Here is a 19,441-nt window from a genome sequence, read left to right as displayed (position 1 = left end):
CACCTGCCGTTCCTGCTTCCCGCACTCTTCGCCCTCAGCTCCACCGCCATCGCCGTACCGGTGACCGACAACCTGGACATCGGCGGCGCCGTGCGTGCGCGTTGGGATCATGACCCGGACCGCGACATCGAGAAGTTCGGCATCGATACCGCGATGCTGCGCGTCACCTACACCTCCGACACCTGGATCGGCGCGGCGCGTTACCGGTGGTACGGCAAGGACTATCCCTACCAGTACACCCAGCACTTTGGCGACGTGAACTTCGCCGAGTACGCGTGGATCGGCTACAAGTTCGATCCGGACAAACAGGTGCAGGTCGGCCTCAACAGCATTCCCTTCGGCCTGCAGCCCTACTTCGGCAGCACCTTCTACGAAACCCTGGGCAACGTTGTTGGCCTGGAAGACGTCAACGATGTCGGTGTGAAGTACATTCAGCAGCAGGGCGGCTGGAACTTTCAGCTCGGCGCCTATGCGCGGCCAGCGTGGGCCGGCAACGGCACCAGCAACGGCGCCAGCTATTCCACTGTGGTCACCGATGCCGACAGCTATGTCGCCGACGGCAACCGCAACAAGGAACGACAGATCCTGGTCGGCCGCGTGGCGCGCTCGTTGCAGCTGGGCGACTGGAAAGCCGAGGTGGGCGCTTCCGCGCTGACCTCGCGCCTGGAAAACCGCGACACCGGCAACGACGGCCGGCGCAATGCCTACGCCGTCCACTACATGGGACAGAACGGCCCATGGGGCGTGCAGTTGCAAGCTGCCCGCCAGCAGATGTCGCCTAGGAATCCGGGTAGCGACGAGGTAGTCACATTCGGTGGGTACGACGGTACTTTCAATGTTGCCAGCCGCGGTAACCTATACGTCGGCGACCTGAGCTACAGCATTCCCGGAAATTTCCTTGATGGTTGGGTCAGCGGCGTGAAGGTCTATGGCAATTACAGCGCCTTCGACAAATCCGCCGATGACTTCAAGACCTCCGAGCGTTTCATCCTCGGTACCTCCTTCTCGGTGAAGTCGGTGTACATCGCCGTGGAATGGCTCAACGGCCGCAACGACCCGTATATCGGTGGCAGCAGTTACACCCGGAGTCTGGCCGAAGGTGGCACCGACCACTGGGAGAATCAGCTGTACGCCAACATCGGCTATTACTTCTGATCAGCGCGCAGACGAAGCCCGCACGGTGACGGCCGGTGGGCAGGGAAGGGTGGGTGAAACGCAAGATTCCGGCGCTCAATGCGCTGAAGGCCTTCGAAGTCGCCGGCAGCACCGGGAGCTTTACCCGTGCGGCCGAGCTGCTCAACGTGACCCAGAGCGCGGTCAGCCGCCAGGTGCGCCAGTTGGAGGAACAACTGGGCGAGAGCCTGCTGGTGCGCCGGCATCATCACCTGGAGCTGACCGAGGCTGGGCGTGTACTGCTGCGTGCGCTGCAACTCTCATTCGACCGCATCGAGCTGACGGTGCGCGGTATCCAGCAGCGCCACCACCTCAACCGCCTGCGGGTCAACGCGCCGCCCACCTTCGCCCTGCGCTGGCTGTTGCCGCGTCTGTCGCGCCTGCGTGAGGCGCACCCCGACCTTGAAGTGAGCCTGACCACCAACCTGCAGGACAGCCTTGCGCAGAGCAGCACGCTGGATTGCGCGATCCGTTTCGGCAACGGCGAATGGGACGGCCTGGACAGCTCGCTGCTGATGCACGAGCGGCACATCGCGGTGTGCGCGCCCAACCTGCTGGCGCAGCGCGAGGAGCAGGACATCGACCTGCGCAGCATGACTTTGCTGCATGTGCTGGCGCGCGACGACCAGCGCTTCCTGACCTGGCGCCACTGGCTGGATGCGGCGAAGATCCAGGGCGTCGACCTGCAGGGCGGCTACGAGTTCGACCTCCTGGACATGGCCATCCGCGCGGCCATCGACGGCCTGGGCATCACTATCGCCGACCGGCAGATGGTCGCCCGTGAACTGGCGGCGGGGCAGTTGGTGCAGATGCTCGACGTCGAGGTGCAGGGTCACCAGTCCTACTGGTGGGTCAGCCGGCCGGAACAGGAGCTGCCGCCCCACGTTCAGCGCTTCCATGAATGGTTGCAGCAGGAGGTGTGGATGACCGAGCGCAACCTGGCGGGATCGGGCTCCTTCGTCAGTCTTCCCTGAACGAATCCGTAGTCATTTCCTGTAGGACGTGACGACTTTCCTACGCGCACTAACCTGCGTTTTTTGCATGTTATGGCGGTCTATTAATCGCTTGTCGCGACCTGGGCGGCTGTCGAAACTTCGGCCAACCGATAACGACAAGAGTCACCTTCCTGCCTGCGCCGCCTTGCCTGTCGCCTGCATGAGCCAACCTGCACCTTGTCGTTACGTGGGGCCGCCACCGGCCCGAAGCCTTGCTTGAACGACAGGACATGACCATGCGTACAGATCGAAACTTCATCGACGGCCGTTTCGCCGACGCCTCCTCCGCCCACATCGCCGTGTTCGACCCGGCGACCGAGCAGCAGGTCGCCCAGGTGCCGGCTGCGACCGAAGCCGATGTGCGCAACGCCGTCGAAGCCGCCGCCCGCGCCCAGCGCAGCTGGGCCCGCCTGCCGGCCATCGAGCGTGGCGAGCACCTGCGCCGCTTCGCCGAAGCTCTGGAACGCAACGCCGAGCGCATCGGCGCCGCCCTGGCCGCCGAGTCCGGCAAGAGCCTGGCCGACGCCAGCAGCGAAGCTTTCTACGCCGGCCAGATCACCCGCTACCACGCCGAATGGGCGCGTCGCATCGAAGGCGAAGTCATACCCAGCGATTCCACCGACGAAACCATCCTGCTGCAGCGCGAACCGATCGGTGTGGTCGCGGCGCTGATCCCGTTCAACTACCCGGTCTACACCTTCCTGCGCAAGGTCGCGCCGGCGCTGATCACCGGCAACACCGTGGCGGTGCGCCCGAGCAACAACACCCCGACTTCCGCCTTCGAGATCGCCCGATGCGCCGAGGAAGCCGGCCTGCCCGCCGGCGTACTGAACGTGTTGACCATGAACCACGACGTCGCCGCCGTGCTCTGCCAGCAGCCGCAGATCGGCCTGATCACTCTGACTGGTAGCGTCGGCGCCGGCCGCATCGTGCTCGACTACTGCAAGGCCAACATCGCCAAGCCGTCGCTGGAACTGGGGGGCAAGACCCCGGCGATCATCGAGGCGGACGCTGACCTGGAGAAGGCCGTCGCCGCCATTGTCGCTTCCAAGACCACCCACTGCGGCCAGCTGTGCACTGCCATCGAGCGCGTCTACGTACAGGCTAGCGTGCATGACCGTTTCCTCGCCCTGCTGCGCGAGAAGATGGCCGCTGTGCGCATCGGCAACCGTGCCGAGGACGCCAGCCTGATGGGCCCGCTGCAATACGGCCGCGCCCGTACCGACGTGCACGCCAAGGTCCAGCGCGCGCTGGCCGAAGGTGCCGTGCTGGAGTGCGGCGGCGTGCTGCCCGAGGGCGCCGGCCACTTCTATCCGGCGACCCTGCTTAGCGGCTGCCGCCAGGACATGGAGATCGTTCAGGAGGAAATCTTCGGCCCGGTGCTGCCGGTGCTGTCCTACGAGACCCTCGACGACGCGCTGACCATGGCCAACGACCACCAGTTCGGCCTGTCCTCGGTGCTGTTCACCGAGAACTACCGCAACGCCATGAAGGTCGCCAACCACATCGAGGCTGGCGAGATCTACATCAACCGCACGCCCGCCGACCCCTACCAGGGCTTCCACGCCGGCTGGAAGCGCTCGGGCCTGGGCGGCGACGACGGCAAGCACGGGATGCTGGAGTTCACCCAGACGCGCCTCGTGGTCCTGAAGTTCTGATTCGCTGATCTGCTGATCCAACCCACGGGGCCCACTGCCTGGGCTCCGTCACTCCCACTGCTGTTCCGACCAGTTGCCGGCGACCGAGCCGGCTGCGAGATGCATGATGAAAAAAACAATAAGTGCAGAAGCCATGCCCATGGCCGTGCCCGCTAACGCCAACCTCACCCGTTACATCCAGCTCGCACTGCTCGTGCTCGCGGCGGGGGCGATCTACCCGATGCTGTATCTGCGCCAGGTGTATCAGAGCACCATGCTCGAGGCGCTGGCGATCAACAACAGCGAACTGGGCTACCTCTATTCGATCCTCGGCACCGCCTTCCTGCTCAGCTACCTGCCCAGCGGTTGGCTGGCGGATCGCCTGTCACCGCGCTTCCTGATCAGCTTCTCGCTGATCGGCACCGGCCTGCTCGGTATGTGGTACGCCATGCTGCCGGGCTTCGACACGCTGCTGGTGATCTTCTGCGGTTTCGGCGTCACTACCGGCCTGACATTCTGGGCCGCGCTGATCAAGCGGGTGAAGATGCTCGCCGGCGAAGATGAGCAGGGGCGTTTCTTCGGTGTGCTCGACGGTGGCCGCGGGCTGGTCGAGGCGCTGCTGGCGACTATCGCCATCGCGCTGTTCGCCTACGTCACCGAGACCCGTGGTGAGAAGAACGCCCAGGGCCTGCAACTGGTCATCCATATGTACGCGATCTTCTGCATCGTGCTGGGCGCCGCGCTGATGCTGGTGCGCGATCCGCAGAAGAACGGCAAGCAGTCCCGCGCCGAAAAGGGCAACCTGCTGGAAGACTTCCGCACGCTTCTGCGCATTCCCGAACTCTGGCTGGTGACCGCCATCGTCTTCTGCGGCTACCACTTCTTCTGGGCCACCTACAGCTTCTCGGCCTACCTGCAGGAAGGCGGTTTCGGCCTCTCCGCCACCGCTGCTGGCGTCATCACCACCATCAAGCTCTGGATGCGCCCGGTGGGCGGCATCGGCGGTGGCTGGCTGGGTGACCGCTTCTCCAAGGCCGGCGTGCTGACCTGGGCGATGTTGCTCTCCGCGCTGGGCATGATCGGCCTGATCGTGCTGCCGAGCCTGCATGTGCTCGGCGTGCTGATCTTCCTGGTGATCTTCATCGGCCTGATGACCTACGCCATCCGCGGCCTGTACTGGGCCGTGCTGGACGACTGCCGCATCCCGCTGCGCGTCACCGGCCTGGCCATCGGCATCATCTCGGTCATCGGCTACTCGCCCGATGCCTACCTGCCGCTGCTCAACGGCTGGATCACTGACCGCTTCCCCGGCTTCGTCGGCTACCAGATCTATTTCTCCTACGTCGTGGTGATGGGCCTGCTGGGCGTGGTCGCCACCCTGATCCTGAACAAGCGCATCCAGAAGAGAGCGAAACAAGCATGAAGATCGTCTCCCTCGAAACCCATGTGGTCGCCGTCCCGCCGCCCCACGTCGGTGGCATGTACTGGCTGTTCGTCAAGCTGAAGACCGATTGCGGCATCGAAGGCGTCGGCGAGATCTACGCCGCCACCTTCCATCCCAGGGTCATGGTCCCGGCCATCGAGGACGTGTTCGGCCGCTACCTGGAAAACCAGGACCCGCACCACATCGAACGCTTCTTCCGCCGCGCCTATTCGAGCGGTTTCACCCAGCGCCCCGACCTGACCATGATGGGCATCGTCAGCGGCCTGGAAATGGCTTGCTGGGACATCATCGGCAAGGCCGCGAACAAGCCGGTCTACGAACTGCTCGGCGGCAAGGTCCACGAGCGCCTGCGCTCCTACACCTACCTGTACCCGAAGAACGCCCAGGGCGAGTACGACTACTCCGACCCGGACCTGGCCGCCGAGTGCGCCATCGAGAACATGAAGCTCGGCTTCACCGCGCTGAAGTTCGACCCGGCCGGCCCATACACCGCGTTTTCCGGCCACCAGGTGTCGCTGGAAGTGCTGGATCGCTGCGAGACCTTCTGCCGCAAGATCCGCGAAGCGGTGGGTAGTAAATGCGATCTGCTGTTCGGCACCCATGGGCAGATGGTGCCGTCCTCGGCCATCCGCCTGGCCAGGCGCCTGGAGAAGTACGACCCGCTGTGGTTCGAGGAGCCGATCCCGCCGGGCCAGGAAGATGCCATGGGCCAGGTCGCCGCCAAGACCAGCATCCCGATCGCCACCGGCGAGCGCCTGACCACCAAGTACGAGTTCTTCAAGCTGCTGCAGGCGGGCGGCGCGTCGATCCTGCAGATGAACGTCGGTCGCTGCGGCGGCCTGCTCGAAGGCAAGAAGATCGCTTCCATGGCCGAATCCTTCTACGCGCAGATCGCCCCGCACCTCTATAACGGCCCCATCGGCGCGGCGGCGAGCTTCCAGCTGGCGGCCTGCACGCCGAACTTCCTGATCCAGGAAAGCATCGGCACTTGGGACGGCTTCCACGCGCAGGTGCTGAAGACGCCGCTGCGGTGGGAAGACGGCTACATCATCCCATCCAGCGAGCCTGGCCTGGGCGTCGAGCTGAACATGGACGTGGTGCGTGCCCACAGCCCGTACACCGGCGAGCGCCTGCACCTGCAGATGGGCCCGGACCCCGTCGACGTGAAAGACAACGCACCGGCCAAAGGCTGATGCCGGACCCGCTCCTGTCTTTTCCAGCAAAGAAAAGCGGGGCGGGGTTCTACCCAATACCGCGGTACGCATTCCATGAAATACGACTACATCATCGTCGGCGCCGGTTCCGCCGGTTGCATCCTCGCCGCCCGCCTGAGCGAATCGGGCGAACACAGCGTCCTGCTGCTGGAGGCTGGCGGCAAGGACAGCTCGCACTGGTTCAAGATCCCGGTGGGCTTCGCCAAGCTCTACTACAACCCCACCTTCAACTGGATGTACTACAGCCAGCCGCAGAAGCAGCTCGCCAACCGCGAACTCTATGCGCCGCGCGGCAAGGTGCAGGGTGGCTCGGGCTCGATCAACGCGATGATCTACGTGCGCGGCCAGGCCCATGACTTCGATGACTGGTCGGCCAACGGCAACGAGGGCTGGTCGTTCAAGGATGTGCTGCCGTACTTCCGCAAGCTGGAATCGCACCCGCTGGGCAACACCGAGTACCACGGCGCCAACGGTCCGATCCGGATCACGCCGATGAAGGGCCACACCCATCCGATCTGCGACAGCTTCCTCAAGGGCTGCCAGGAGCTGGGCTACCCGCTGAGCGAAGACTTCAACGGCAAGGACTTCGAAGGCGCCGGCCTCTACGACGTCAACACGAAGAACGGCCAGCGCTGCTCCAGCAGCTTCGCCTACCTGCACCCGGCGCAGAACCGCGCCAACCTGAACATCGAGCGCAATGCGCTGGTGGAGCGCGTGCTGTTCGACGAGAACCAGCGCGCCATCGGTGTGAGCGTGAAGCAGAGCGGCGTGCAGCGTGAGTTCCGCGCCGAGCGCGAAGTCATCCTCGCCGCCGGCGCGGTGGATTCGCCCAAGCTGCTGCAACTCTCCGGCGTCGCTGACCGCGCGCTGCTGGACCAACACAGCATTCCGCAGGTCCACCAACTACCCGCTGTGGGCAAGAACCTGCAGGACCATCTCTGCGTCAGCTACTACTACAAGGCCAATATCCGCACCCTGAACGACGACTTCGGTTCGCTGTTCGGCCAAGCCAAGCTGGGTCTTGAATACCTGCTGACCCGCAAGGGCCCGCTGTCGATGAGCGTGAACCAGAGCGGCGGTTTCTTCCGCAGCGACGATGCATTGGAGCACCCGAACCTGCAGCTGTATTTCAACCCGCTGTCGTACCAGATTCCCAAGAGCAACAAGGCCAGCCTGAAACCCGAGCCCTACTCGGGCTTTCTGCTCTGCTTCAACCCGTGCCGTCCGACCAGCCGCGGCGAAATCCGCATCGCCTCGAAGAACCCGGCCGATGCTGCGCTGATCGACCCGAACTATCTCAGCACGCAGAAGGACATCGACGAAGCCATCCAGGGCAGTCACCTGATCCGCAAGATCATGAACGCCCCGGCGCTGAAGAAGATCACCGTCGAGGAAGTGCTGCCGGGCCCGGCGGCCCAATCCGACGAGCAGATGCTGCAGTACTTCCGCGAGAACTGCGGCTCGATCTACCACCTGTGTGGCAGCTGCGCCATGGGCAGCGACCCGCAGACCTCGGTGGTGGACAACCGCCTGCGCGTGCATGGCCTCAAGGGGCTGCGCGTGGTCGATGCGTCGATCTTCCCCAACGTCACCTCCGGCAACACCAACGCTGCGGTGATGATGGTGGCGGAGAAGGGCGCCGATCTGATCCTCGAGGACGCCCGTCAGGTCGCCGAGCAGCGCCCGAGCACCAGGCCCGCGCGGCGCGTGGCGGTGTAGTAGCGGCGTATTACCCGCTGCCCGCGCCACTGACTAAGCTCTCCCGCATGCCCGGCCAACACGGCCGGGCCCTGCCGGGAGGATGCCCAGATGGCCGCGAAGAAGATCCTGATGCTGGTCGGCGACTACGCCGAAGACTACGAAACCATGGTGCCGTTCCAGGCCCTGCTGATGGTCGGGCACACCGTCCATGCCGTCTGCCCGGACAAGAAGGCCGGCCAGAGCATCCGTACCGCCATCCACGATTTCGAAGGCGACCAGACCTACAGCGAGAAGCCCGGTCACAACTTCGCCCTTAATGCCAACTTCGCGGATGTGCGCGCCGAAGACTACGACGCGCTGCTGATCCCCGGCGGCCGCGCCCCGGAGTACCTGCGCCTGAACGCGAAAGTGATCGAACTGGTGAAAGCCTTCGACGCCGCGAAAAAGCCCATCGCCGCTGTCTGTCACGGTGCGCAGCTGCTGGCCGCTGCCGGTGTGCTCAAGGGCCGCGCCTGCAGCGCCTACCCGGCCTGCGGCCCGGAAGTGACGCTGGCCGGTGGCGAGTACGTGGACATCCCGGTGGACGCGGCCCATGTCGACGGTAACCTGGTCACCGCCCCGGCCTGGCCGGCGCACCCCGCCTGGCTGGCGAAATTCCTCGACGTGCTTGGCACGAAGATCAGCCTGTAAACTGGCCCGTCATAGAAGCTGGAGAAGCCGTCCATGTGCGAACTCTACGTAAAGGCCGACCCGATTCTCTATGAGTCGCGCTCGCGCTCGCTGCGCATCCGTGGCGTGGTCACCACGCTGCGCCTGGAGAATCAGTTCTGGGACATCCTGCGCGAGATTGCCGAAGTGGACGGCATGACCACCAACCAACTGATCACCAAACTCTACGACGAGGTGATGGACTACCGCGGGGAGGTGGTGAACTTCGCCTCCTTCCTGCGGGTGAGCTGCACGCGCTTTCTCGCCCAGCGCCGCGACAATGTCGTCGAGCTGAACCGGGTGCCGCGCAGCGCCTGACCGCTTTTCGGAGGAGCGAGCTTGCTCGCGAACAGGTTTCCCGGCAGCACTTGAGCTGGGCAGTTCGCGAGCAAGCTCGCTCCTACAGGGAAATCCCGCTGCTGTAGGAGCGGATTTATCCGCGATCGACTTGCCCCCGCGCCATGTCACCCAAATTCCACCCATGAAAAAGCCCGGCACTTGGCCGGGCTTTTTCATGGGGCGGTCATGCAGTGATTACTGCACTTCCACCGCCAGGTTCTCGGCGATCTTCTTCTGCCAGATGGCCGGGCCGGTGATGTGCACCGATTCGCCATTGGTGTCGACCGCAACGGTCACCGGCATGTCTTTCACTTCGAACTCGTAGATCGCTTCCATGCCCAGTTCGGCGAAGGCCAGGACCTTGGACTTCTTGATCGCCTGGGCGACCAGGTAGGCGGCGCCGCCGACGGCCATCAGGTAGACGGCCTTGTTGTCCTTGATGGCCTCGATGGCGATCGGGCCGCGCTCGGATTTGCCGATCATGCCCAGCAGACCGGTCTGCTCAAGGATCTGGCGGGTGAACTTGTCCATCCGGGTCGCGGTGGTCGGGCCAGCCGGGCCAACCACTTCGTCACCGACTGGATCGACCGGGCCGACGTAGTAGATGAAGCGGCCTTTCAGGTCTACCGGCAGCTCTTCGCCCTTGTTCAGCATGTCGACCATGCGCTTGTGCGCGGCGTCGCGGCCGGTGAGCATCTTGCCGTTGAGCAGGATGGTCTCGCCCGGCTTCCAGCTCTGCACTTCTTCCGGGGTGATGCTGTCGAGGTTGACGCGGCGCGCGGACGGGCCGGCTTCCCAGACGATTTCCGGGTAGGCGTCCAGCGACGGCGCTTCCAGTTCGGCCGGGCCCGAGCCGTCGAGCACGAAGTGCGCGTGGCGGGTGGCGGCACAGTTGGGGATCATGCAGACCGGCAGCGAGGCGGCGTGGGTCGGGTAGTCCATGATCTTCACGTCGAGCACGGTGGTCAGGCCGCCCAGGCCCTGGGCACCGATACCCAACTGGTTGACCTTCTCGAACAGCTCGAGGCGCATTTCCTCGATCTTGTTCTGCGGACCGCGAGCCTTCAGTTCGTGGATGTCGATCTCGTCCATCAGGACTTCCTTCGCCATCACTGCGGCCTTCTCGGCAGTGCCGCCGATGCCGATGCCGAGCATGCCCGGCGGGCACCAGCCGGCGCCCATGGTCGGAACGGTCTTCAGCACCCAGTCGACGATGGAGTCGGACGGGTTGAGCATGGCCATCTTCGACTTGTTCTCGGAGCCGCCGCCCTTGGCTGCCACGTCCACTTCCACGGTGTTGCCCGGGACGATGGAGTAGTGGATCACGGCCGGGGTGTTGTCCTTGGTGTTCTTACGCGCGCCGGCCGGGTCGGCCAGGATGGAGGCGCGCAGGACGTTCTCCGGCAGGTTGTAGGCGCGACGCACGCCTTCGTTGATCATGTCGTCGACGCTCATGGTGGCGCCGGCCCAGCTCACGTCCATGCCGACGCGGACGAACACGGTGACGATACCGGTGTCCTGGCAGATCGGGCGGTGGCCGGTGGCGCACATGCGCGAGTTGATCAGAATCTGCGCCATCGAGTCCCGGGCAGCCGGCGATTCTTCGCGCAGGTAGGCCTCATGCATGGCCTGGATGAAGTCAACCGGGTGGTAGTAGGAGATGAACTGCAGGGCATCGGCGACGCTCTGGATCAGGTCGTCTTGCTTGATCACGGCCATGGAGCACGGTCCTCTTCAGGCAGGAAAGTCAGGCGGGTAAGACAGGCTCTCGCCTGTTACTTCAGGGTTTCGCCGACACGGCTGCGGCGAAAAAAGGCGCCATAGTATAGCGCCGCGGCCGCTTGCCGCGCACTGGCCAGTGATCCGACCTTGGTCCCAGATAACCCGCAGCTCTTATCAAAGAGCTCGCTGACCGCCCACATTCCGATCGGCTAGGCACTGGGGCGCTTTGATAGTAGAGTGAAGGCCAGGTGCCATTACGGGACGGAGCCCCATGAGCACGCTGAAACCACCTCTGAAGCAGCACGCCTTACAAAAACTACTCATCAGGCGATTCGGCATGGCCCTCGGGACCTATGCCCTGGCGCTTCTGTTGCTGTGGTTGGCCGTGTTCGGCGAGTTCTATCGCGCGCCCGTCAGCTTTGCCCTGACCTGTACGCTGCTGGTCGCCGGCAGCCAGCTGGTGTTCGCCTGGCTGTTTTTCAGCGGGCGCAACCAACGCTTCAGCGACCCGAGCATGACCGAACCGCAGGTGCTGGTGGCGGTGGTCTGGAACACATTGTTCCTGGCCAACGTCGATACCGCGCGCGGTACGCTGATGGTGCTCTATGTGCTGATCCTGCTGTTCGGCGTGTTCCAGTTGCAGCCCCGGGTATTTGCCCGCTGCGCCGCGCTGGCCTTCATTGCCTTCGCCGGCCTGAACCTCCACGAAGCCTTCCAGCAACGCCTGCAACTGCCGGCCCAGGCGGTCCTGCAACTACTGGTGCTGTTCATCGTGCTCACCTGGCTGAGCCTGTTCGCCGGCTATGTGCAGTCGTTGCGCCAACGCATGCGCCAGCGCCGCTATGCGCTGCAGGCGCACCAGGACACCCTGCGCGGCATGATGCGCCAGCTCGAAGACCTGGTGGCCACCGACGAGCTCACCGGGCTGTTCAACCGCCGCCACTTCATTCGCCTGGCCGGCCGTGCACTGGAAGAAATGCGCCCCGGACAGCGCCACGGCCTGGCGCTGATCGACCTGGACCACTTCAAGCGTATCAACGACGTCCACGGCCATGCCGCCGGTGACCGCGTGCTGCAGACCTTCGCCGCCGTGGCGCGGGCCTGCCTGCGCGAAGGCGACGTGCTGGCGCGCTACGGCGGCGAAGAGTTCGTCCTGCTGCTGCCCAACGCCGACGCCGATCGCCTGACCACCTGCTGCGAACGCCTGCGGACGGCCTATTCGGCGGCTGAACCGGTGGGGGTGAACATCGAGACCCTGAGCCTGTCGGCGGGTATGACCCTGCTGGACGCCAACGATGATCTCGACGAGGCCTTGCAACGGGCCGACCAGGCGCTCTACCGTGCGAAACGCAGCGGACGTGACCGCTGCGATGCCGCATGGGAGTGGACGCGTGCCTGAGATACAGGCCGGATCGCAACGCTTTTCGGTCAGCCCCGGAGTCAACCTGCTCGATGCCCTGCGCGGGGCCGGCATCGCCGTGCCTTACAGCTGCCGGGCCGGCAGTTGCCACGCCTGCCTGGTGCGCTGCACCCGTGGCGAGGTGCTGGATGCCTTGCCCGAGGCGCTGGATTCCGTGCGCCGCGCGGAGGGCTGGCGACTGTCCTGCCAGTGCCGGGTGATCGAGGACCTCTCGCTGGAAACCTTCGACCCGCAGCGCGATGGCCTGCCCGCCACGGTCACTGAACTGGACTGGCCGGCGCCGGACGTGCTGCGCCTGCGCCTCGCCCCGCAACGCCCGTTGCGCTACAGCGCTGGTCAGCACCTGATCCTCTGGAGCGCCGAAGGCGTCGCGCGGCCCTATTCCCTGGCCAGCGTGCCGGGCCTCGACCCCTGGCTCGAATTCCACATCGACTGCCGCGAGCGTGGCGCCTTCGCCGATTTCGCCCGTGGCCTGAAGGTCGGCGATGGCCTGCGCCTGGGCGAGTTGCGGGGCGGCGCGCTGCACTACGACCCGGAATGGCACGAGCGGCCGCTGCTGCTGATGGCTTCGGGCACCGGCCTGGCGCCGCTCTGGGGCGTCCTGCGCGAAGCGCAGCGGCAGCATCACAGCGGGCCGATCCGCGTCATTCACCAGGCTCATGACCACGCCGGCCATTATCTGGCCGAGCCCCTGCAATCCCTGGCCGCCAGCCACCCTGAGCTGGACGTGACGCTGATGACCACGGCCGAGTCGGCCGAGGTTTTGGCGCAACTCCGGCTTGTTTCGCGGCGAACCCTCGCCTTACTCTGCGGCCATCCTGCCAGCGTCGATGCCTTCGCCCGCCGCCTCTACCTCTGCGGCGTGCCCCGTGGCCAGACGCTGGCTGACCTGTACCTGCCCCACGCCTGAGAGCCATTTGAACACCTGCTGCGCGTCGGCATGACTGCGTTGGAACCAGGCTCGTGCGCGAGTCCGATGAAAATGCTTATTTACGCGATGTAAACTCCGCTTTTTCAGCCTGGTTCCGCCTTGTTCTGCTTTAGCTCGCGAGGTGTTGAAAAGGCTCTGAAGCGGTCCCACCCTTCAATAAGAACAAGGAATTGCCATGAGCGAACAGATTCTCGTCGAGCGCGAAGAGGGCCTGCTGACCCTGCGCCTGAACCGTCCGGACAAGATGAACGCGCTGACCCGCAGCATGTATGCCGGTCTCGCCGATGCGCTGGAAGCGGCGCAGGAGGATCGTTCGGTGCGCGTGGTTCTGATCACCGGCAACGCTGAGTGCTTCACCAGCGGCAACGACATCGTCGACTTCCTCCAGGAGCCGCCGAGCGGCCCGGACAGCGCGGTGTTCCGCTTCATGCGCGCGCTGATGGAATTCACCAAACCGGTGGTCGCCGCCGTCGCCGGCCCGGCCGTGGGCATCGGTACCACGCTGCTGCTGCATTGCGACCAGGTGTTCATCGCCAAGGGTGCCAAGCTGAAGATGCCCTTCGTCAACCTGGGGCTGTGCCCGGAGTTCGGTTCCAGCTTCCTGGTGCCGCGTCTGGTCGGTCCGGTCAAGGCCTCCAGTCTCCTGTTGCGTGGCGAAGGTTTCACCGGCGAGCAGGCCGTGGCCTACGGCATCGCCAATGAGGCGCTGGCAGACGGCGCGGCTGCGCTGGAGCGCGCCCGCGAGGTTTGCCAAGCCTTCCAGCAACTGCCGCCGGCCGCGGTGGCGCTGAGCAAGCGCCTGCTGAAAGCGCCCTTCATCGAGGAACTGCGCCGCGTGGTGGCGGAGGAAGGCCAGCACTTCGTGCAGCGTCTGCATTCGCCGGAAGCCCACGAAGCGCTGAGTGCCTTCACCCAGCGCCGCCAGCCGGATTTCTCCAAGTTCCTCTGAGCGGCTCGCTCACGGCGTACAACCGCGAGCGGTTGTACGCCCCGCTTATGTAGGATGGGTATCGCTGCGCTCCACGCCATCCTGCGTCGTTCCCTGGGTCACTCTGGTAGGGCGAATAACGCGCCAGCGTTATCCGCCGTGGGATGGCCGGGTTGCCCACACAATCTGTGGAACGCGCTGTGGATAAGCTCTGGGGCAACCAAGCTAGCCCACGCCAGCCGTGGCCTGCAGGGGATTGAACGGTATTTGAACGATACCCGGCAGGTTGCCCACATAAGGTGTGGAAGGTGCTGTGGATAAGCTTGGGGCCAAGGTGCCGAAGCCGCATGGCGCCGGGCTTTCAGCCGATTGGTTGCCCTTTGAGCAACCGCAAAAGGAAAAGGCCGCCCGAGGGCGGCCTTTTCTTTTTCAGCTACAGCAGGATCAGACCAGCAGGTCGCCCACGTGCAGCACCTTCATAGTGTTGGTGCCGCCCTGGGCGGTGTAGCTGTCGCCCTTGGTCAGGATCACCCAGTCACCCTTGGTCACCACGCCACGCTGCAGCAGCGCGTCGACGGCTTCCTGGCTGACACGTTCTGGCGGCAGGGCGGCCGGGTCGAACGGGATGGTCTCCACGCCACGGAACAGCGCCACGCGGGCCTGGGTTTCGCGGTGCGGGGAGTAGGCGAAGATCGGTACCGAGGAGCGGATGCGCGACATGATCAGCGGGGTGTAACCGCTTTCGGTCAGGCAGATGATCGCCTTGATGCCCGGGAAGTGGTTGGCGGTGTACATGGCCGCCAGGGCGATGCTCTCGTCGCAGCGCTCGAAGGTCTGGCCCAGGCGGTGGCTGGACTTCTTGGTGGTCGGGTGCTTCTCGGCGCCGGCGCAGATGCGCGCCATGGCCTTGACCGCTTCCACCGGGTATTCGCCTGCGGCGGATTCGGCCGAGAGCATCACGGCGTCGGTGTAGTCGAGCACGGCGTTGGCCACGTCGGAGACTTCCGCGCGGGTCGGCATCGGGTTCTGGATCATCGACTCCATCATCTGGGTCGCGGTGATCACCGCCTTGTTGTAGCGGCGCGCGTGCAGAATGATCTTCTTCTGGATGCCCACCAGCTCGGCGTCGCCGATTTCCACGCCGAGGTCACCACGGGCAACCATCACGGCGTCGCTGGCGCGGATCAGGCCGTCCAGGGCTTCGTCGTCGGCCACGGCTTCGGCGCGTTCGATCTTGGCCACCAGCCAGGCGGTGCCGCCGGCTTCGGTGAGCAGGCTGCGGGCGTATTCCATGTCCTTGGCGTCACGCGGGAAGGACACGGCGACGTAGTCCAGGTCCATGCTCGCGGCCAGCTTGATATCGGCCTTGTCCTTCTCGGTCAGGGCCGGCGCGGTGAGGCCGCCGCCACGGCGGTTGATGCCCTTGTGGTCGGACAGCGGGCCGCCGATCAGCACTTCGCAGACCAGTTCGTCCGCCTTCACTTCCTTGACCGCCATGACCACGCGGCCGTCGTCCAGCAGCAGCTCGTCACCGATGCCGCAGTCCTTGACCAGGTCCGGGTAGTCGATGCCCACGACCTGCTGGTTGCCTTCGGTACGCGGGTGGCTGGTGGAGAAGCGGAAGGTGTCGCCGACGGCCAGTTCGATGCGCTTGTTGGCAAACTTGGCGATACGGATCTTGGGACCCTGCAGGTCGCCCAGCAGCGCCACGAAGCGACCGTGCTTGGCGGCGATGTCGCGCACCAGCTGGGCGCGCGCGCGGTGTTCGTCGGGAGTGCCGTGGGAGAAGTTCAGACGGGCGACGTCGATCCCGGCGAGGATCAGCTGTTCCAGGACTTCGGGGGAATTGCTGGCTGGGCCGAGGGTGGCGACGATCTTGGTGCGGCGAAGGGACATGCGGGACTCCTAGGGGAAAGCAGCGGTCAGGCCGCCGCCGGAGCAGGTCCGGAGCGGCCAGGGCGCCATCTTACTCTCTTCAGGTGACTCTTTCAGGTAGCTCTCTCAGGTGCGGGGCCGGATCACCAGCAGATCACATTCGACTTCCTCGAAGACCCGCTCGGCGGTCTGGCCGATCAGCGCGTTGTCGAGCTGCCCACGGGCGACGGCGCCCATCAGCAGCAGGTCGATGGCGTGGTCCTTTACGTAGGCCGGGATCACTTCCTCGGCGAAGCCCTGGCCCAGCAACGTGCGCTGGCGATCGATCTGCGGGTAGTGCGCGAGCAGGGCGTCGAAGGCTTCGCGGTGGTGGGCTTCGGTGCGCAGCACGTAGTTATCGTAGTCGGCCAGCAGCTCGGCGTTGAACGCCAGGGTGCGGGGCACGGCCATGTAAGCGTGCAGGTAGTGGGCGTCGAGCTGCAGGCGCTGCTCCAGTTCGCGGGCTACCGTGATCAGCCGATGATCCAGCGTGGCCGGGGTATCGCCGGCGTGCAGCGGGTCGACGGCGGCGCACAGGTTCTTCCCCGACCATTCGCCGTGCTGCACCAGCCACAGCGGCTGCGGGCAATGGCGGATCAGCTGCCAGTCGTTGTTGGTGAGGAACAGGCGCTTGAGCAGGTTGTGGTGATGCGCGGACTTGAGTACCAGATCGGGCGTGGTCTGCTCGCAGTGGAGAACCACCTGGTGGTGCAGGGACTTGCCCCAGCGCACCTGGCAGTGCACGTCGAGACCTGCCTCGCGCAGTGGCGCGGCCAGTTGCTGCAACCAGGCCAGGCGTTCGTCCAGCAGGTTGCGCTGGGCGGCATCGAGGTCACCGCGGTCCAGCAACAGGGCGTTGTCCAGCGCCGGGTTGTACTCGCAGGCCAGCAGTTCCAGGCGTGCGCCGCAGCGCTGGGCGATCCAGCGGGCGCGGGTGAGGGCAGGCTGATCCGTGCGGGTCGGGTCGATGATGACGAGCAGGTGCTGCAGCTTCATGGCGGAGTCCTCGCTTGCTCTGCGCTTATTGCAGAGCAAGCGTAGACACTGCCGCCCGCCGCGCGTCTTGACGTGGCTCAGCGGTGCGCGGGCTTTGCCGTCAGCTGCGGGGCGAGGTCTGGTTCAGCGCGCGGTCCAGATGCCGGGCGCCCTTGTCGGCCAGTTCGCCGCTGGGGAATTCGGCGAGCTGGCGGCGCAGGTAGGCGATGGCCTTCTCGCGGTCCGGGTGCGGGTTGTCCGGCGCCATGTACATCAGTCCCAACTGGTACAGCGCCTTCTCGCGGATGTCCGCCGGGATGGCCGGATCATTGGCGCCCAGCAGGTAGAGTTGAGCGGCTTCGTCGACGCGGCCCTTGAGCACGGCACGGCGCGACAGCAGGGTCATGTCCGGGTCGAGGGTCGGCTTGTTCAGGTCGAGGTTGTACTGCGGCTGCCAGTCGGCCAGCAATTGCTTGGCGGTCTTCTGCACCGGGTCCTTGGCCCGCTGGCGGATGATCAGCTCGCGGGCATCGGCATGTTCGGCAGCCTTGGTGCCGGGGAATTCGTGATCGATGCGCTGGAAGTAATCCATGGCTTTCTGATCGTCGCGCTGGTCGTTGTAGCGGCTCATGTAGATCAGGCCGATCTGGTACAGCGCGATGGCGCGTACCTCGGGGCCGTAGCGGGTGTTGTCGTAGCCGGTGAGGTAGAGCTGCTCGGCTTCGCTGCTCTTGCCGTCGCGGATGGCCTGGGCGCTGTAGGTGAGGAGGTCGCCTTCCTCTTCCACGGCAGCGGTCATGCGCTTGTTCTTGAGCTGCTTGTATTCGGCAACTTCCCCGGTGGTGATCTGGGCGACGAACAGCGGCGTGGTCGGGGCGCAGGCGGCCAGCCAGGGCAGCAGTACGGCGAACGGGAGGGCAATTGAAATTGGGTATGCGAAACGCATGGCAGATCCTTTGCGCTGAGGCGAAGTCCACGTGAGTCTAGTGGCGGGCTACAGTACGGCCAAGACGGGCCGATACACTTCCCAACGGAGGATATGCCCATGCGAACCCTTTTCCTCGCGCTGCTGGCGCTGAGTGTTACCGGCTGCACCAGCTGGTCGATGAACTATCACCTGAACAACGCCTATCGCGCGTACAAGAGCGGCGACTGCCAGCGCGTGCAGCTGGAGCTCTCGGAGACCGAGCGCAAGGCCCGTGCGCGGCCGTGGATCCAGCCGGAAATCTCCATGCTGCGCGGCCAGTGCCTGGAGCGTGAGAAGTTCTACGTCGATGCGGCGCAGACCTACCAATTCATCGTCGCCCGTTACCCCACCAGTGAATATGCTTATCGGGCCAAGGCGCGGCTGGAAACGCTGCGCTTGAATGGCCGTCTGCCCAACGACCTGCGCCTGGATACGCCCACGCCCTGACCGCCGGTCGCGGGCCGACTTGAGCGCCGCTCATAGCTGGCTAATCTGTTCAGTGCTTCATGCAAGGAGTTACGAATGCGCGCCCTGTGGCTCTGCGCCTTGTGTTTCCCCCTGCTGGCTTCGGCGGATATCTACCGCTGGACCGACGCTCAGGGGAAGGTGCACTTCAGCGAAACCCCACCGCCAGGGGCGCAACGCGTCGAGGTCAAGCCACAGGTCATCGAACGCGATGCGGCGACCCGCGAGCGGGAGGAACGCACTCGCCGATTCTACGACGCGCGTCGAGATGAAAGCGCCGCCGCCCAGAGCCAGGCGACGGAGCAGCAGGCCAAGCTGGAACAGCAGTGCGCGAAGTGGCGCCGTGACCTGGAGTCGCTCAGTCATGGTGGGCGGTACTTCACGCAGACCAGCAGTGGTGAAAGGACTTACTACAGCGATGCACAGCTCGACGCCGCTCGTCAGGCGCTTAGCGCACGGCTGGCGGAAGGTTGTCGTTAGGACTGGCCCTGCATGGGCGGCATCGTCATACTGGACGATATTTCATAGCGAAACGCCATTATGCGTCATCAACGACATATCGAGCGCCATCAGCTGCCCTACTACCTGAAGGTGTTCAACAGCATCACCGACAAACCGATGGGTTACCTGGGCAACGTGTCGCTGGATGGGCTGCTCCTGATCAGCCAACTACCGATGCTGGTGGGCGGCCGTTTCGAGATGCGCCTGAAGATCCCCGGACATGACGGCAAGCTGCAATTGATCGAGTTCGCCGCCACTTGCCAGTGGTGCCGCGAGGACGTCAATCCGGGCAACTACGATTCGGGCTTCAGCCTGACGGCGCCGCCGATGGAGTACGTCGAGCTGGTCGACGCGCTGCGCCGTTATTTCAGTTTTCGCCGGCAGGTGGAGTCGGTCTGAAGCGCAGG

18 protein-coding genes are annotated in these 19,441 nt (G+C 64.9%); 14 read left to right on the top strand and 4 right to left on the bottom strand.

Annotation, left to right across the window (positions count from 1 at the left end):
- The first annotated feature begins 3 nt into the window (after nt 1-3).
- The 8 genes from ACIPK7_RS03665 to ACIPK7_RS03630 all read left to right on the top strand — a co-directional run bounded on the left by ACIPK7_RS03665 (nt 4) and on the right by ACIPK7_RS03630 (nt 9,190).
- On the top strand, nt 4-1,155 hold the full coding sequence (locus tag ACIPK7_RS03665; protein ID WP_401085612.1) for a hypothetical protein: 1,152 nt from the start codon (nt 4-6) through the stop codon (nt 1,153-1,155).
- A 53-nt stretch (nt 1,156-1,208) separates the two neighbouring features.
- Complete coding sequence (locus tag ACIPK7_RS03660; protein ID WP_401085351.1) at nt 1,209-2,147, top strand: LysR substrate-binding domain-containing protein; 939 nt, start codon at nt 1,209-1,211, stop codon at nt 2,145-2,147.
- A gap of 257 nt (nt 2,148-2,404) precedes the next feature.
- Nucleotides 2,405-3,826, top strand: coding sequence for an aldehyde dehydrogenase (aldA, locus tag ACIPK7_RS03655; RefSeq protein ID WP_401085348.1), 1,422 nt, complete (start codon nt 2,405-2,407; stop codon nt 3,824-3,826).
- 106 nt (nt 3,827-3,932) lie between these two features.
- The gene (locus tag ACIPK7_RS03650) at nt 3,933-5,228 is read left to right on the top strand and encodes a nitrate/nitrite transporter (RefSeq protein WP_401085345.1); all 1,296 of its coding nucleotides are present in this window, start codon (nt 3,933-3,935) and stop codon (nt 5,226-5,228) included.
- Nucleotides 5,225-6,442 carry a mandelate racemase/muconate lactonizing enzyme family protein gene (locus ACIPK7_RS03645; RefSeq protein WP_401085342.1) on the top strand — a complete coding sequence of 406 codons (1,218 nt, stop codon included), beginning with the start codon at nt 5,225-5,227 and terminating at the stop codon, nt 6,440-6,442. Before ACIPK7_RS03650 ends, ACIPK7_RS03645 begins: the two co-directional genes overlap by 4 nt.
- Before the next feature lie 75 nt (nt 6,443-6,517).
- Nucleotides 6,518-8,182, top strand: coding sequence for a GMC family oxidoreductase (locus ACIPK7_RS03640; protein WP_401085339.1), 1,665 nt, complete (start codon nt 6,518-6,520; stop codon nt 8,180-8,182).
- Nucleotides 8,183-8,272: 90 nt separating this feature from the next.
- Nucleotides 8,273-8,854, top strand: a complete 582-nt coding sequence (locus tag ACIPK7_RS03635; RefSeq protein ID WP_138216007.1) for a DJ-1/PfpI family protein — start codon at nt 8,273-8,275, stop codon at nt 8,852-8,854.
- Nucleotides 8,855-8,887: 33 nt separating this feature from the next.
- Complete coding sequence (locus ACIPK7_RS03630; protein WP_275608579.1) at nt 8,888-9,190, top strand: ribbon-helix-helix domain-containing protein; 303 nt, start codon at nt 8,888-8,890, stop codon at nt 9,188-9,190.
- Nucleotides 9,191-9,406: 216 nt separating this feature from the next.
- Here ACIPK7_RS03630 and ACIPK7_RS03625 read toward each other — a convergent pair whose 3' ends face one another.
- A complete protein-coding gene (locus ACIPK7_RS03625; RefSeq protein WP_054908611.1) occupies nt 9,407-10,930 on the bottom strand; it encodes a fumarate hydratase in 1,524 nt (507 codons plus the stop codon).
- 274 nt (nt 10,931-11,204) lie between these two features.
- Between ACIPK7_RS03625 and ACIPK7_RS03620 the strand changes: the two genes are divergently transcribed.
- The 3 genes from ACIPK7_RS03620 (at nt 11,205) to ACIPK7_RS03610 (ending at nt 14,233) form a co-directional block, all read left to right on the top strand.
- Complete coding sequence (locus tag ACIPK7_RS03620; RefSeq protein ID WP_192430831.1) at nt 11,205-12,332, top strand: diguanylate cyclase; 1,128 nt, start codon at nt 11,205-11,207, stop codon at nt 12,330-12,332.
- Nucleotides 12,325-13,263, top strand: coding sequence for an iron-sulfur-binding ferredoxin reductase (locus ACIPK7_RS03615; RefSeq protein WP_151188270.1), 939 nt, complete (start codon nt 12,325-12,327; stop codon nt 13,261-13,263). Before ACIPK7_RS03620 ends, ACIPK7_RS03615 begins: the two co-directional genes overlap by 8 nt.
- Before the next feature lie 196 nt (nt 13,264-13,459).
- The gene (locus ACIPK7_RS03610; RefSeq protein ID WP_401085333.1) at nt 13,460-14,233 is read left to right on the top strand and encodes an enoyl-CoA hydratase-related protein; all 774 of its coding nucleotides are present in this window, start codon (nt 13,460-13,462) and stop codon (nt 14,231-14,233) included.
- Between the two features lie 423 nt (nt 14,234-14,656).
- On the opposite strand, the gene pyk is transcribed toward ACIPK7_RS03610, so the two are convergent.
- The 3 genes from pyk to ACIPK7_RS03595 form a co-directional block, all read right to left on the bottom strand.
- Nucleotides 14,657-16,108, bottom strand: a complete 1,452-nt coding sequence (pyk, locus tag ACIPK7_RS03605) for a pyruvate kinase (protein ID WP_081516323.1) — start codon at nt 16,106-16,108, stop codon at nt 14,657-14,659.
- Nucleotides 16,109-16,213: 105 nt separating this feature from the next.
- Nucleotides 16,214-17,122 (bottom strand): universal stress protein, encoded by a 909-nt coding sequence (locus ACIPK7_RS03600; RefSeq protein ID WP_081516322.1) that lies wholly within the window; start codon nt 17,120-17,122, stop codon nt 16,214-16,216.
- Between the two features lie 100 nt (nt 17,123-17,222).
- The gene (locus tag ACIPK7_RS03595) at nt 17,223-18,047 is read right to left on the bottom strand and encodes an outer membrane assembly lipoprotein YfiO (protein WP_401085329.1); all 825 of its coding nucleotides are present in this window, start codon (nt 18,045-18,047) and stop codon (nt 17,223-17,225) included.
- Nucleotides 18,048-18,146: 99 nt separating this feature from the next.
- On the opposite strand from ACIPK7_RS03595, the gene ACIPK7_RS03590 reads away from it, so the two are divergent.
- The 3 genes from ACIPK7_RS03590 to ACIPK7_RS03580 all read left to right on the top strand — a co-directional run bounded on the left by ACIPK7_RS03590 (nt 18,147) and on the right by ACIPK7_RS03580 (nt 19,433).
- Nucleotides 18,147-18,515 carry a lipoprotein gene (locus tag ACIPK7_RS03590; protein ID WP_045211033.1) on the top strand — a complete coding sequence of 123 codons (369 nt, stop codon included), beginning with the start codon at nt 18,147-18,149 and terminating at the stop codon, nt 18,513-18,515.
- A gap of 75 nt (nt 18,516-18,590) precedes the next feature.
- Complete coding sequence (locus ACIPK7_RS03585; protein ID WP_192430825.1) at nt 18,591-19,013, top strand: DUF4124 domain-containing protein; 423 nt, start codon at nt 18,591-18,593, stop codon at nt 19,011-19,013.
- Between the two features lie 60 nt (nt 19,014-19,073).
- The gene (locus ACIPK7_RS03580; RefSeq protein ID WP_081516319.1) at nt 19,074-19,433 is read left to right on the top strand and encodes a PilZ domain-containing protein; all 360 of its coding nucleotides are present in this window, start codon (nt 19,074-19,076) and stop codon (nt 19,431-19,433) included.
- Nucleotides 19,434-19,441 lie beyond the last annotated feature (8 nt).

Source organism: Pseudomonas sp. NPDC086581, from assembly GCF_044746165.1.
Taxonomy (GTDB): Bacteria; Pseudomonadota; Gammaproteobacteria; order Pseudomonadales; family Pseudomonadaceae; genus Pseudomonas.
This window is presented reverse-complemented; position numbering and strand designations above follow the sequence as displayed.